The organism is Pseudomonas sp. Pseusp16 (genome assembly GCF_047324915.1).
Lineage (GTDB): Bacteria > Pseudomonadota > Gammaproteobacteria > Pseudomonadales > Pseudomonadaceae > Aquipseudomonas > Aquipseudomonas fluorescens_CD.
Genome location: NZ_CP168522.1, coordinates 4,661,845 through 4,675,885, shown reverse-complemented (window position 1 = coordinate 4,675,885; position 14,041 = coordinate 4,661,845). Strand labels below are relative to the sequence as shown.

Genomic DNA, 14,041 nt, shown 5'->3' with positions numbered 1-14,041 from the left:
CTATGTTGACTGACACGACGCCTTCGCGAGCAAGCCCGCTCCCACATGGGTTCGTGTTGCTTCAGATGCCCTGGCTACGCAACCAGCTCATCAGTTGCGGTAACGGGAAGGCCCCGCTCTGCCGGGCGACTTCCCGGCCGTTCTTGAACAGGATCAGGCTCGGAATCGAGCGAATCCCCAACTGCGCTGACAACTGCTGGTTCGCCTCGCTGTCCAGTTTGGCCAGCCGACACTTGCCCTCCAGTTGCCCGGCTGCCTGCTCGAACACCGGTGCAAACGACTTGCACGGCCCACACCAGTCCGCCCACACATCCACCAGCAGCGGTAGATCACCCTTGATCTGGCTGGCGTAGTCGCCCTGCTTCAATTCAAACGGTTTGCTCAGCAGGACTTCGGCCTTGCAGCGTCCGCATTTGGGGTGATCGTTGAGGCGTTCGGCGGGAATGCGGTTGAGGCCGTTGCAGTGGGGGCAGGGGATGTGGAGTGGGTCGGTCATGTCAAATCGTCCAGTCGAAAGCGAATGATCCCTATCTGGAGCCATATCTCCAGATTTTCAATTGTGCAGTGCCTCACGACGAACAACTGATCTCCAGATGCTTGCCCCATTCCGGCGGCCTCTCTGCGTAGCTTTCCATCCCGGGTTGTTCCTCGAACGGATTGCTCAGCACCGCGTGCAGTCGGCGGACTTCCGAGTAGTCGCCGCTTTCTGCCGCTGTGATGGCCTTTTGTGCCAGGTAGTTGCGCAGGATGTACAGCGGGTTGACGGCGTGCATTCGTTGGCGACGCTGCTCTTGATCAAGTGCGCCTTCACGGGCTACCCGGGCGATATAGAGTTCGCCCCAGGCATCAAAGCCCTTGAGGTCGACGAAGTCATCACGCAGGCGGGTGATGGCCTGTTCCGGAGCTTCATCACCCAGGCGACGGAAAAACAGGCTGTAGTCGACGCCGCTGTTTTGCATGAGTTGCAGCAGGCTCTCCAGCAGCTTCTGGTCATCATCCTGCGCGGTGGTCAGGCCGAGGCGGCGGCGCATCAGGTCCAGGTAATGGGCCTGGAACAGCGGCAGGTACAGGCCGAGGGTTTCGCGCAGGGCCTCGACGCTGATGAACGGCGTCAGGGCCTGCGCCAACGCGCTGAGGTTCCACTGGCCAATCGGCACCTGGTTACTGAAGGAGTAACGGCCCTGGTCGTCGGAGTGATTGCAGATGAAGTTGGCGTCGAAGTCGTCGAGGAAGGCAAAAGGGCCGAAGTCGAAGGTGATGCCGAGGATCGACATGTTGTCGGTGTTCATCACCCCGTGGCAGAAGCCATAGGCCTGCCACTTGGCGATCAGTTCGGCATTGCGCTCGACCACTTCGCGGAACATCGCCAGGTACGGCTCCGGTTGTTCCAGGCACTCCGGGAAGTGCATGGCCAGTACGTGATCACCCAGTACTTTCTGCTGCTCGGGGCGCTTGGTGTAGTAGAAATATTCGAAGTGGCCGAAGCGCACGTGGCTCGGCGCCAGACGCAGGACCATGGCTGCGCGCTCCTGTTTTTCGCGCCACACCGGGGTGTCCGAGCCGATCACGCACAGGGCGCGGGTGGTCGGGATGTTCAGGGCGTTCAGGGCTTCGGACGCGAGGAATTCGCGGATCGACGAACGCAGTACCGCCCGGCCATCGCCCATGCGTGAAAACGGCGTCTGGCCTGCGCCCTTGAGGTGCAGGTCCCAATGTTCGCCGGCATCGTTGTACACCTCGCCCAGCAGCAGGCCGCGGCCGTCGCCCAGTTGCGGGTTGTAGAAACCGAACTGATGCCCGGAATAGACCATCGCCCTCGGGATCGCGTCGGCCCAGAGCTTGTGGCCGCTGAACAGTTCGGCGAACTCCGGGGTTTCGGCCACGGCCGGGTCGAGGTCCAGCAGCGCCATGGCGGCGGGGCTGGCCACCACCAGGCGCGGATTGTCGATGGGCTCGGGCAGCACATGGGCGGAAAACGCGTCGCCCAGGCGGTCGTAGCGATTATCGAAGGTCAGTTCGTCGAGGGCTTTCAAGGGCCGGCTCCAGCAGAATGTCCGAGCATTCTGCTGGGGAAAGGCCGGTTAGTCGAGTTTGGCGGCGGGCGGTTCTTGCGCCGGCTTGCCGTCGACCAGAGGCACGATGGTTTTCGCTTCCGGCTCGATTGGCACCATCTTGTACTCCTGGCCGTGCAGGTTCTTGAGGTAAACCTCCATCTGCCGGAACGAGATATTGATGTGCTGCTTCTTGAACTCGCGGTTGATGAAGCGGTTGACCTCGTCGAGCACCGGGTTGCGGTCACCGAGGTCGCGCACGTGCATGCGCAACTCGTGGTCCAGGGTGCTTTCGCCGAAATTCAGGAAGTACACATGCGGCTCCGGGTCTTTCAGGACGCGCGGGTTATCGCGGGCCGCCTTGAGCAGCAGTTCTTTCACCAGGTCCAGGTCCGAGCCATAGTCGACACCGAGCTTGAGGGTCACCCGGGTGATGGTGTCGGTCAGCGACCAGTTGATCAGTTGCCCGGTAATGAACGTCTTGTTCGGGACGATGATGTCCTTGCGGTCGAAGTCGGTGATGGTCGTGGCGCGGATGCGAATCTTGCTCACGGTGCCCGACAGGTTGCCGATGGTGATGGTGTCGCCGATCCGCACCGGACGTTCGAACAGGATCATGATGCCGGAGATGAAATTCGCGAAAATCTCCTGCATGCCGAATCCGAGGCCGACCGACAGCGCCGCCACCAGCCATTGCAACTTGTCCCAGCTGACGCCGAGGGTCGACAGCGTCGAGACGAAACCGACGCCGGCAATCACATACGAGAGCAGCGTGGTGGTCGCGTAGGCGCTGCCCTGGGCCAGGTTGAGTTTCGACAGCACGAACACTTCCAGCAGGCCCGGCAAGTTGCGCGCCAGGGCAAAGGTGATGCCGATGATGATCAGCGCGCCGAGCATGTCGCCGATGCTGATCGGCACCATGCTCATGTTGGCGCCGGTGCCGCTGGTGTATTCGTAGAGGGTGATGTTGTCCAGGTACGAGAACACCGAGATCAGGTCGGCCCAGACCCAATACAGCGCTGCCATGAAGCCGCCGAGCAGCGCCAGGCGGATCAGGCGCAGGGACTGTTCGTTGACCTTCTCGATGTCCATGGTCGGCTCTTCTATCACCGCTTCGCCGTCGCCGGCCTCCTTGGCGGCCAGCCGCTTGGTCAGGGCGCGCTGGTAAGCCAGGCGGCGGGCCGCCACGCTGAGGCCGCGCACGAACGTGGCTTCGATCACCAGCCAGAACATCAGCAGGTACAGCGTGTTGATCAAACGGTCGCTGAGTTTCAGCGCGGTGTAGTAGTAGCCGAAACACACCGCCACGAACAGCGCGACGGGCAGGGCGGTGAACAGGATCCCCACGACCTTGCGGAACAGCGAGGCGTTTTTGTGGGTCGGGCTGCTGATGAGCAAACGACTGAGCAGCAGGGTCATCAAGGCGTAGCAGGTGAGCACCACCGGCATGCCGATCACGTCATCGGCCAGCGCCGCCGGTTGCAGTTCGGCAACCGCCACCACGGTCACCAGCGCCATGACCACCATGCCCAGGCGACGGACCCACCTGCGCAGGAATTCCACCTGGGGCTTTTCCCAACGGAAATGCAGTTCCGCCACGCCACCCGGCGCGAGGATCCGGTAGGCGGTGTAGAACACCAGCCAGGCCCCGGCCATCTGCAGTAACGCCGCGCCCATATTGGCGTTTTGCCCACGGGCGTCGATTTGCAAGGCCAGCCCGCACAGCGCCAGGCCCAGGGACACAGGCATTGCCAGCAGGATGTTGATCAGGATGGCCTGCGGCGTGTGCAACTGGCTGTCGCGCTTGAAATGGCCGATGTCCTGGTGAACCTTGTTCAGGCGCGCGTACAGACTCTTGCGGCGCCACAGCAACGCACCGATCAGCAGTGCCAGTGGCAGGAACAGCAACGGGCGCTGGGTCAGGCCATCAGCCAGTTCGCTCAGGCTTGAAAGTACCGGCAGTGAATCGAGTTGATGCTGGAGGCGATCGGGCACACTGCGAATCCACTCCGGGTCCAGCGGCTTGTTGCTGGGAATCCAGAACATCTGCTCATCGAGTGTCGCCCGCAGGCTTTGCGCCGTGCTGAGCAGTTGCTTCTGGTTCAGTTGCAGGGTGATGGATTCATTGAGCACCGCGCTCAGTTCGCGATTGAGGCGCTCCAGCAGGTCGGCGCGGGTGGTGGCCAGTTCCATCAGGCTTTTGCGCAGCTGCGGCGTGACTTGCTCGGGCGGCTGGGTCGACAGCAGGTTATCGACGTAGGTGGTCGGATTGCTCAGCAACTCCCGTTGCTGGCTGACTTCGAACTGATACAGGCGAATGTCGGCGATCTGGTCGGCCAGGTTGCGGTCGAGCCGCAGGCGCGGCAACGCTTGTTTCTGTTTGTAGAGAATCTTCGAGAGCAGCAGGCTGCCTTTGAGCACATTGATTTGCTCGTCCAGGGCCGAGTCGCTCTGGGTCAGGCTGTCCAGTTGTTGCTTGGTCTGCAGGTTTTGCTGGGTGACTTCGTTGAGGCGGTCGGTGCTCTTGAGCAGGTAGTCCGAGAGCTTCAGGTTGGCCGCGCTTTCGGTGGCCAGCAGGCTGCTGCCGCCAGCTTTCTGCGCTTCGATGGATTGCTGGGTGACCGTTTCCTGGGACAACGCCAGACGCTTCTGGTTGATCAGGGTTTGCAGTTCCTGGATTTCCCGATCCAGACGATCGGATCGCTCCGACAGCAGGTCATGCTGGCTGCTGCCGAGGTCTTGCAGTTGGGTATTGCCGGCCAGTTCCTGGCGGCGCAGCGGGATCAGGGCGTTCAGCGCTGCCAGCTCGGCATTGAGCTGGTCGCGCTGCTCGGCGCTCAAGGCCTTGCCGCCGTCCTTGCCGTTCTTGAGGATGTTGTTGATCTGCTGAATGCGCGTCTGGCTGCTGGATATCTCCGCTTGGGCGCGCTCGGGGCGGGTCTGGGCGGTGATGATCAGGCTGTTGGCATCGCCCAGGGCTTTTTGCAGGTCGCTTTGCTGGGTGGAGCGCTCGGTAAGCATTTGCTCCAGCTGCTGGATCGGTTCCTTGGCGAAACGCTGTGCCACCGGTACCACGGTGCTGGCCTTGAGGCGGGTCAGTTCGCGCTGGTTCTCGAGCGTCTGCTTGGGTGCAGAACTCAACGTTTGCTTGAGATCGGCCAGCTTCTGCTCGTAGTCACGCTTGTTGTTGAGCTGGGCCAGCGTGCTTTGCAGGACGGTTTGCAGGGCCTTCTGGTCGGCTTCCGGCAATTTGCGGTCGGCGATCTTGTCCAGGTTCGCCTGCACGGCTTCGCTGGAGGGCGGTTCGGCCGCTTGCACCGCTTGCGGTAAACCAAGGGGGCCGACAGAGAGACTCAAGCCCAGCAGGGCAATGGCGAAAAAGGAGCGCAGGTTAGGCATAGAGACCGGTCAAGCAAGTGATAGTGGAAGCAGTTTAGAGGAAGAGGCCGGGACCCGGGCGACTTCCTTCGGGGAATCTGACGCCCACTTTGCCGATCTTGTTCCCGTCCATGACCGCCACGGTCCAGATGGTGTTGTTCCATTCCACCTGGTCACCCACCACCGGTGCGCCGCCGACTTTCTGGGCAATGAAGCGGGCCAGGGACATGTCCGGATCGATGCCTTCGACCTTCAGCCCATACAGGGCCGCAACCGCCGCCAGCTGGGCGTCTCCTTCCAGTACGAAGTCGCCGAAGAAGCGTAGATCGAGGCCCCGTTGTGGCGCCTGGCTGAACAGTTTTCCAAGGGCCGGCAGGTTGTGTTCATGGCCGATGACACAGAGCAAATCATCGACTTCGAGCACCGTACTACCCGACGGATGGAGCAGTTGCTCGCCACGAAACAGGGCGGCGATACGGGTGCCTTCGGGCATTTTCAGCTCACGAAGGTGCGAACCGATGCACCATTTTTCAGCGCCCAGGCGATAAACGAACAGCTCCCATTCGCTGGTGACATGCACCTCCAGGGCCGAGCGGGAGATGGGCGCAGGCTCCGGGGGCACCGTTACCTTCAACAGTTTGGCGACCCACGGCAGGCTCGTGCCTTGAACCAGCAGCGACACCAGCACGATAAAGAACGCGAGGTTGAAGTACAGCTGGGCGTTGGGCAGGCCGGCCATCAGCGGGAACACCGCCAGAATGATCGGGACCGCGCCACGCAAACCGACCCAGGAGATGAACGCTTTCTCGCGACCATGGAACGCTTTGAACGGCAGCAGGCCAACCACTACAGACAGTGGCCGGGCAAACAGAATCATCCACAGCGCCAGTGCCAGTGCCGGCAAGGCAATAGGCAGCAGATCGTGAGGCGTCACCAGCAGACCCAGCACCAGGAACATGCCGATCTGCGACAACCAGGCCATGCCGTCGAGCATGTGCAGGATGCCGTGGCGGCTGCGCACCGGACGGTTGCCGATCATCAATCCACACAGGTAAACCGCGAGGAAGCCGCTGCCGTGCAGGGCGTTGGTCAGGGCAAACACCAGCAGGCCACCGGCGATGACCAGAATCGGATACAGGCCGGTGGCCAGGTTGATGCGGTTGACCAGTTGCAGCATCAGCCAGCCGCCACCCAGGCCGATGACGCTACCGATGCCGAACTCGCGGATCAGGTGGGTCAGCAGGCTCCAGTGCAGGCCGGTCTGGCCGCTGGCGAGCATGTCGATCAGGGTGACGGTCAGGAACACCGCCATCGGGTCGTTGCTGCCGGATTCGATTTCAAGGCTGGCGGTCACCCGTTCGTTCAGGCCTTTGCCGCCCAACAGCGAGAACACCGCCGCGGCGTCGGTGGAGCCGACAATGGCGCCGATCAGCAGGCCCTGGATCAGGTTCAGGTTGAACAGCCATGCGGCCGCCATGCCGGTCAGCCCGGTGGTAATCAGTACCCCGACGGTGGCGAGAGACAATGCCGGCCATAACGCCACACGGAAACTCGACACCCGGGTGCGCAAGCCACCGTCGAGCAGGATGACTGCCAGTGCGAGGTTGCCGACCAGATAAGCCGTGGGGTAGTTGTCGAAAATAATGCCGCCGCCATCGACGCCGGCCGCCATGCCGACGGCCAGGATAATCACCAGAATCGGGATACCAAGGCGCGATGACAGTGAGCTCACCAGAATGCTCGCACCTACCAGCAACGCGCCGATCAAGAACAGGCTGTTGATGGTCGTCGCATTCAAAGGCAGTACTCCAGAAAACTGAAAGGCGGGCACAAACTGACCATGCAGTCCGCGTGCCAGCGATTCTAACCTGTTGAAATGTGATGCTGTCAAAAAGCTTTGCAGGAGCGAGCTCGCTCGCGATGGACGTCAACGATAACGCGTGCTGTCTGATTCAGCGCGTCGTCATTGAATTCATCGCGAGCAAGCTCGCTCCTACAGGGGGCGGTGTTGGTGGATTACAGGCTGAACCGCCCAACCAGGGTGTTCAGGTCCACCGCCAGGCGCGACAGCTCGCTGCTCGCCGCACTCGTCTGATTCGCCCCGGTGGCCGACTGCACCGACAGGTCGCGAATGTTCACCAGGTTGCGATCCACTTCACGGGCCACCTGCGCCTGTTCTTCGGCAGCGCTGGCGATCACCAGGTTGCGTTCGTTGATTTCGACGATGGCGCTGTTGATGGTGTCCAGCGAAATCCCGGCACCGCGTGCGATGTTCAAAGTCGATTCGGCGCGTTCGGTGCTGTTGCGCATCGAATCCACTGCGTGCTCGGTACCGCTCTGGATACTGCCGATCATGCGCTCGATTTCGCTGGTCGACTGCTGGGTGCGATGGGCCAGGGCGCGCACTTCGTCGGCCACTACCGCGAAACCACGGCCGGCCTCACCGGCGCGAGCGGCCTCAATGGCTGCGTTCAAGGCCAGCAGGTTGGTCTGGTCGGCCAGGCCACGGATCACATCCAGCACCTTGCCGATGTCGCGGGACTCGTTGGCCAGGTCGCCGATCAGGGTCGCGGTGCTCTGCACGTCGGCGCTCATGCGTTCGATGGCGCTCACGGTTTCCTGCACCAGATCACGGCCGTCGCCGGCAGAACTGGTGGCGTTCTTCGACGCCTCGGACGTGCTGACCGCGTTGCGTGCGACTTCTTCCACGGCGCTGGTCATTTCGTTGACTGCGGTGGCAGCCTGTTCGATTTCGTTGTTCTGCCGGGTCAGGCCACGGGCGCTTTCGTCGGTGACGCTGTTGAGTTCTTCGGCGGCAGAAGCCAGCTGAGTGGCCGAGCCGGAAATCCGTTGCAGGGTGTCGCGCAGTTTGTCCTGCATCTTCGACATCGCCAGCAGCAAGCGGCCGGCCTCGTCCTGGCCGTCGACCGTGATCGGGCGCGTCAGGTTGCCTTCGGCGATTTGTTCGGCGGCGCTCAGGGCATTGGCGATCGGTTGGGTGATGCTGTTGGTCAGCAACCAGGCGAACAGCAGCGTCAGGGCGGTGGCGATCACCAACAGGGTGATCACCAGGTTGAACGCCGAATCGTATTGATCCGCCGCCTGCTGGTTGGTGTCGTGGCTCTGCTGGGTGTTGATCTCCAGCAGTTTGTTCAACACCGCGTTGACCGCTTCGGAGTTGTTGAGCAAATCGGTGTTGAGCAAAGTGCGCAGTTCATCGATCTGATTGTTGCGCGACAAGGTTTTCATCCGGTCTTCGATCTGGCGGTACTGACCCAGCAACTGCACGTATTGATCGTAGGCCGCACGTTCCTGCGGGCTGGCGATCAGCTTTTCGTAGGTCGCCTGGGCGGTGCGAATCTGCTGGTTGCGCATCTCCAGCAGTTCCATGGTTTTTTGCTGCACGTCAGGCTCGCGGTTCACCAGCAAGCGGTAGGACAACACGCGCAGGCGCAAGGTGAGCTGGGTGAAGTCGTCCAGGCTCTTGATGCTCGGCACACTGTTGTTGGTGATGTTCTCGGCCGCGCCGCGGATCTTGCTCATCTGATTCAAGGCAAACACTCCCAGAATCATCATCAAGCCACCGATCAGGGCAAAGCTGAGGAACGCCCGAGGGGCGATATTCATATTACGAAGGGACATGGGATTTACCGAAAAGAGCGCACCTGAGCGGTGCCGAGGCTGACGTATGAATGACTTATCGGTCGTACGACTGGAGTCTTGAGTCCTTGCGCGTTTTTACTGCGACCGGGTGGGTACCTTGTAGGAGCGAGCCCGCTCGCGAAAAACGCATGGACAACGCAATCATTCAGACAGGGCGCGATATCGTTCACGTCCATCGCGAGCAAGCTCGCTCCCACATAGGCTGGCGACGAAATGCGGGAACCAGATTGACCAACCGCAGTCTTTAAAACTCGCGAGGAAGGTCGCCCGTCAGCAGAATCAAGGCTTTGCGCCTGTATAACCCTGGCATCCACGGTGACTTTTCTTTATCGTACGCGCCCTTTGAAAAAGCCCGGAAAATCAAAATGTTGGAAGCATCCCTAAGCCAATTGGAACAACTGGTCAGTGACCTGGTGCAGCAGAACCAGACGTTGCTCGGCACCAACCAGACCCTGACTGCAGAACTGGCCCAGGCCAAGGATGAAAACGAAAGCCTGCAACTGAGCCTGATGGAGCAGGAAGAGAAGCAAGGCGCCACGGCGGCTCGCATCCAGGCCCTGGTTGAGCGTGTCAGCGCAGGTCCTGTCAGCGCATGAGTTACAACGCCGCAGGGGTAAAAGTCGTCTCGATCCTGGGAGAGGACTATTCGATCAAGGCACCGGCCGGGGAAGAACAGACCCTGCTGGACGCCGCGATGATGTTGAAGGCAGCCCTGGCCGAAACCAAGAGGAAGTACCCGACGCTGATCGGTGACCGACTGTTGGTGCTGGCCGCGATGAACCTGTGCTCCCAGCAGATCGAAATGCAGAAGCAGCACAAGCTCGAACTCGACCGTTACCAAGAGCAAGTCAGCGCCACGGTTGAAGTGATTTCCAAGACGATCAATCAGGCCTGATCGGCTTTGCGCACAACCAAAGAATAGATTGTCGGTTGGTTTGTATACAATCGGCACGGCTGTTGCAGTGTTTCAGCCTCTTATTCTTTGGGGGTGCTCCATGCAGTTCTGGCGACGCAGTATTCAATGGCAATTGATCCTGAGTATGGGCAGCGCCTTGCTGGTCAGTATTCTGATCGTCGTTGGCATCTATACCCTGGTGGTCAATCGGCTGGCGCAGAACTATCTGGTCGAGCAAGCCTTGCCGTCGAGCATCGAAGCGATGCGCAACGACATCGAGCGCATCCTTGTTCAGCCGCTCACGGCCGCCAAGGACATCGCCAGCAATAGCATGGTGCGCGACTGGCTGGCCGGGGGTGAAGGCAGTGCCCAGACCGGCACTTTCACCACCTATCTCGAAGGCATCCGCGCCGAGCACAAGGCTTTTACCGCGCTGATTGTCGGCACCGCGTCCAACCATTACTTCACCGAAAAAGGCCTGGACCGGACCCTCAGTCGTTCCAACCCGAAGGATGCCTGGTTCTATGCGTTCCTCGACAGCAAAAAGCCGCGCACCCTCAATATCGACAACGACACGGCCACCGGAGAATTGGCGCTGTTCATCGACCTGAAAGTCGAGCAGGCCGGTAAAGTCGTGGGCGTTGCCGGGCTGGGCCTGAGCATGAAAGAGCTGTCGGAGCTGATCCACAACTTCAGCTTCGGTGAGCGCGGCAAGGTCTATCTCGTGCGTTCCGACGGTTTGATCCAGGTCCATCCCGAGGCGCAATTCAGTGGCAAGCGCACCTTGGCCGAGCAGATTGGCGAGTCAGCCGCGCAAGCGGTCATGGGTCAAAAAACTGCCACCAGCAGCAGCTTCCAGCGTGATGGCGAAGACTTCCTCGCGTTGAGCCTGCCATTGCGTGATCTCGGTTGGACCCTGGTGGCCGAAGTGCCGCAATCGCAGATCTACGCCGAAGCCCGCCGCGCCATGTGGATGAGCAGCGGCATCGGCCTGGCGGTGGCGATTGTGTGCCTGTTGCTGGTGGTGCTGCTGGCCCGTGGGTTGGTACGGCCGATTCGTCAGGTAACAGCGGCACTGGTTGCCATCGGTAGCGGTGGTGGAGATTTGACCCACCGGTTAGATTCCAGTCGCGCCGATGAGCTGGGCGATCTGGCGCGTGGCTTCAATCGGTTTCTCGACAGCCAGCGCGACATGATCGGTGAAGTGCTGACCACCAGCGAGCACCTGCGCACTGCTGTCGGGCAAGTGGCGCGCGTGGTGGACAACACCGCCGAACGTTCCGGACGGCAACAGGAAATGACCGACATGGTCGCCACCGCGGTGCATGAAATGGGCCTGACCGTGCAGGACATCGCGCAGAACGCCGGCAACGCGGCATTCGCTTCACAAACCGCCCGTGACGAAGCGCTGCAGGCGCGGGAGGTGGTGGGCGGTTCGATTCGCCACATTGAAAGCATGTCCCGGGAGATCGGCGTGGCGGCCACGGCGGTGGGTGAGCTGGCCCATCAGGTGGCGTCCATCGATCAGGTGCTGGCGGTGATTCGCGGGATTTCCGAACAGACCAACCTGCTGGCGCTCAATGCCGCCATCGAAGCGGCGCGGGCGGGGGACATGGGGCGCGGGTTTGCCGTGGTGGCCGATGAAGTGCGCACGCTGGCGCGGCGTACGCAATCGTCCACCGACGAGATCCAGCAGATGATCGGCAGCCTCAAGCAAGGTGCCGAGAACGCCGTGTCGTCGATGCATACCGGGCAAGCGGCCACGGGTACCGGCGTGGAGTCGAGCCAGAGGACTGGCGCGTCGTTGACGGCGATTACCGGTCAGGTGGAACGCATCAGCGACATGAACCATCAAGTGGCGACGGCGACCGAAGAGCAGTCGGCGGTGACCGAGGAGATCAACCGCAACGTGCAGGGCATCTCCGACCTGGCACGGGCGACTGCGGGGGAGGTCAGGGCCTGTCGGGATGATTGCCAGACGTTGCAGCGGTTGGCGGATGATTTGGCGCGGCAGATGGGTGGGTTCAAGCTGAGCTGATGTTTCATCTGTGCGGGCCTCTTCGCGAGCGAGCCCGCTCCCACACTCGACCTGCTGCGAACACATAATTTGTGAACTCCAGCGATCAAATGTGGGGGCGGGCTTGCTCGCGAATTTCAGCTACGCCACAGATTCGGGATCAGAACCACTCATCCTGCATGCCCAGACACACATCATCCCGAGCTTCAAGAATCGCCAGCTCGTGGTGGCAACCCGGCACTTCCCACGTCAGGAAGTAGCGCGCCGCCTGCAACTTGCCCTTATAAAAAGCCACATCCGCCCCATTGCCCTTGGCCAGGCCTTCCTCGGCCCGAATCGCCTGTTCCAGCCAACGCCAGCCAATGACGGTGTGCCCGAACACCTTCAGGTACAGCGCCGAGTTCGCCAGGCTGCTGTTGACCTTGCCCTGGGCCAGGTCGGTCAGCAGGCCGATGGTTACGGTTTGCAGGCGCGCCACCAGTTTCTCCAGCGGTTCGCGCAGTGGCGTCAGCGACTCGAATGCCTGGGCGCGTTCGGCGGTGGCGGCGATCAGGCGGATCAGTTGCTTGAGCCCCGCGCCACCGTTCTGCGCCAGTTTGCGCCCCAGCAGGTCCAGCGACTGAATGCCGTGGGTGCCTTCGTGGATAGGGTTCAGGCGGTTGTCGCGGTAGTACTGCTCCACCGGGTATTCGCGGGTGTAGCCGTGGCCGCCGAGGATCTGGATCGCCAGTTCGTTGGCTTTCAGGCAGAACTCCGACGGCCAGGATTTGACGATCGGCGTCAGCAAATCCAGCAGTTCATGGGCCTGTTTGCGTTCGGCTTCGGTCGCAAGCGTCGTGGTGTCATCGAACAGCCGCGCAGCGTAAAGACCGAGGTCGAATGAGCCTTCGACATAGGCTTTTTGCGTCAGCAGCATGCGTTTGACGTCGGCGTGCTGAATGATCGCCACCGGCGCAGTGTTCGGGTCCTTGCTGTCGGGCACGCGCCCCTGCGGACGCTCGCGGGCATATTCCAGCGAGTACAGATAGCCGGCGTAACCAAGCATCACCGCGCCCATGCCGACGCCGATGCGCGCCTCGTTCATCATCTGGAACATGTAGCTCAAGCCGTGGTGTGGCTTGCCCACCAGATAGCCGACGCACTCGCCGTTATCGCCGAAATTCAGCGCGGTGGACGTGGTGCCACGCCAGCCCATCTTGTGGAACAGGCCGGCCAGCAGCACGTCATTGCGCTTGCCCAGGCTGCCGTCGTCGTTGACCAGGAACTTGGGCACGATGAACAGTGAAATGCCCTTCACCCCGGCCGGTGCGTCCGGCAGCTTGGCCAGGACCATGTGCACGATGTTTTCCGACAGCGGATGATCGCCGCCGGAGATGAAGATCTTGTTGCCCTTGAGGCGATAAGTGCCGTCAGACGCCGGCTCTGCGCGGGTACGAATATCCGACAGCGACGAGCCCGCGTGCGGTTCGGTCAGGGCCATGGTGCCGAAGAAACGGCCATCGATCATCGGTTGCAGGAAGCGGCGTTTCTGTTCATCGGTGCCGAAGCTTTCGATCAGGTTCGCCGCGCCCATGGTCAGGAACGGATAGGACGTCGATGCGGCGTTGGCCGATTGAAAGTGGGCAAAGCAGGCCTGGGACAGCAGTGTAGGAAGCTGCATGCCGCCGGCGTCGAAACTGCGCGCGGCATTGAGGAAGCCGGCTTCGAGGAAGGCATCCACCGCCGGTTTCACTTCCGGAATCAGAATCGCCTGACCGTTTTCATAGCGCGGTTCGTTCTCGTCGCCCTTGCGGTTGTGCGGGGCGAAGAACTTCTCGGCGATGCTGCGGGCGGTACTGATGGCCGCATCGAAGGTTTCGCGGTTGTGTTCGGCGAAACGCTCACGCTGGGTCAGGCCCTCGGCATCAAGGACTTCATACAGCTCGAAAGCCAGATTACGGGAACTGAGCAACGTCTCGGACATGGCGGCCTACCTTTTATCGGAATGGGCCGAGTCTAGGCGGGGGAATAAAGGCTGAACAGGATGATTGATGATCG

At 61.3% G+C, this 14,041-nt stretch carries 9 protein-coding genes and 2 pseudogenes; 4 read left to right on the top strand and 7 right to left on the bottom strand.

Features of this window, described 5'->3' with window-relative positions:
* Positions 1-61 precede the first annotated feature (61 nt).
* The 6 genes and pseudogenes from trxC to ACEN8Q_RS21150 all read right to left on the bottom strand — a co-directional run.
* A complete protein-coding gene (trxC, locus tag ACEN8Q_RS21175; protein ID WP_413423177.1) occupies positions 62-496 on the bottom strand; it encodes a thioredoxin TrxC in 435 nt (144 codons plus the stop codon).
* A gap of 73 nt (positions 497-569) precedes the next feature.
* Complete coding sequence (gene selO / locus ACEN8Q_RS21170; RefSeq protein ID WP_413703696.1) at positions 570-2,033, bottom strand: protein adenylyltransferase SelO; 1,464 nt, start codon at positions 2,031-2,033, stop codon at positions 570-572.
* 48 nt (positions 2,034-2,081) lie between these two features.
* Positions 2,082-5,450 (bottom strand): mechanosensitive channel MscK, encoded by a 3,369-nt coding sequence (gene mscK / locus ACEN8Q_RS21165; protein ID WP_413703695.1) that lies wholly within the window; start codon positions 5,448-5,450, stop codon positions 2,082-2,084.
* A gap of 34 nt (positions 5,451-5,484) precedes the next feature.
* Complete coding sequence (locus ACEN8Q_RS21160; protein WP_413423183.1) at positions 5,485-7,227, bottom strand: potassium/proton antiporter; 1,743 nt, start codon at positions 7,225-7,227, stop codon at positions 5,485-5,487.
* Positions 7,228-7,445: 218 nt separating this feature from the next.
* A complete protein-coding gene (locus ACEN8Q_RS21155) occupies positions 7,446-8,309 on the bottom strand; it encodes a methyl-accepting chemotaxis protein (protein WP_413705514.1) in 864 nt (287 codons plus the stop codon).
* Positions 8,301-9,056, bottom strand: a pseudogene (locus ACEN8Q_RS21150) (MCP four helix bundle domain-containing protein); the annotation flags it as partial. The pseudogene ACEN8Q_RS21150 and the gene ACEN8Q_RS21155, both read right to left, overlap by 9 nt.
* A gap of 401 nt (positions 9,057-9,457) precedes the next feature.
* On the opposite strand from ACEN8Q_RS21150, the gene ACEN8Q_RS21145 reads away from it, so the two are divergent.
* From ACEN8Q_RS21145 to ACEN8Q_RS21130, 4 genes and pseudogenes are all read left to right on the top strand, one after another.
* A complete protein-coding gene (locus ACEN8Q_RS21145; RefSeq protein WP_007971835.1) occupies positions 9,458-9,688 on the top strand; it encodes a hypothetical protein in 231 nt (76 codons plus the stop codon).
* The gene (locus tag ACEN8Q_RS21140; protein ID WP_007981180.1) at positions 9,685-9,987 is read left to right on the top strand and encodes a cell division protein ZapA; all 303 of its coding nucleotides are present in this window, start codon (positions 9,685-9,687) and stop codon (positions 9,985-9,987) included. Before ACEN8Q_RS21145 ends, ACEN8Q_RS21140 begins: the two co-directional genes overlap by 4 nt.
* 100 nt (positions 9,988-10,087) lie before the next feature.
* A pseudogene (locus ACEN8Q_RS21135) lies at positions 10,088-11,161 on the top strand (cache domain-containing protein); the annotation flags it as partial.
* 18 nt (positions 11,162-11,179) lie between these two features.
* Positions 11,180-12,025: a methyl-accepting chemotaxis protein gene (locus tag ACEN8Q_RS21130; RefSeq protein WP_413705513.1), complete on the top strand. Its 846-nt coding sequence runs from the start codon at positions 11,180-11,182 to the stop codon at positions 12,023-12,025.
* A gap of 139 nt (positions 12,026-12,164) precedes the next feature.
* Here the strand turns inward: ACEN8Q_RS21130 and ACEN8Q_RS21125 are convergent, their stop codons facing one another.
* A complete protein-coding gene (locus ACEN8Q_RS21125) occupies positions 12,165-13,967 on the bottom strand; it encodes an acyl-CoA dehydrogenase (RefSeq protein WP_413703694.1) in 1,803 nt (600 codons plus the stop codon).
* Positions 13,968-14,041 lie beyond the last annotated feature (74 nt).

Bases quoted from the DNA above. Each gene is read 5' to 3' on its own strand.
- trxC (WP_413423177.1), bottom strand. From the start codon at position 496: ATGACCGACCCACTCCACATCCCCTGCCCCCACTGCAACGGCCTCAAC.
- mscK (WP_413703695.1), bottom strand. From the start codon at position 5,450: ATGCCTAACCTGCGCTCCTTTTTCGCCATTGCCCTGCTGGGCTTGAGT.
- ACEN8Q_RS21155 (WP_413705514.1), bottom strand. From the start codon at position 8,309: ATGCAGGACAAACTGCGCGACACCCTGCAACGGATTTCCGGCTCGGCC.
- ACEN8Q_RS21145 (WP_007971835.1), top strand. From the start codon at position 9,458: ATGTTGGAAGCATCCCTAAGCCAATTGGAACAACTGGTCAGTGACCTG.
- ACEN8Q_RS21140 (WP_007981180.1), top strand. From the start codon at position 9,685: ATGAGTTACAACGCCGCAGGGGTAAAAGTCGTCTCGATCCTGGGAGAG.
- ACEN8Q_RS21130 (WP_413705513.1), top strand. From the start codon at position 11,180: ATGATCGGTGAAGTGCTGACCACCAGCGAGCACCTGCGCACTGCTGTC.
- ACEN8Q_RS21125 (WP_413703694.1), bottom strand. From the start codon at position 13,967: ATGTCCGAGACGTTGCTCAGTTCCCGTAATCTGGCTTTCGAGCTGTAT.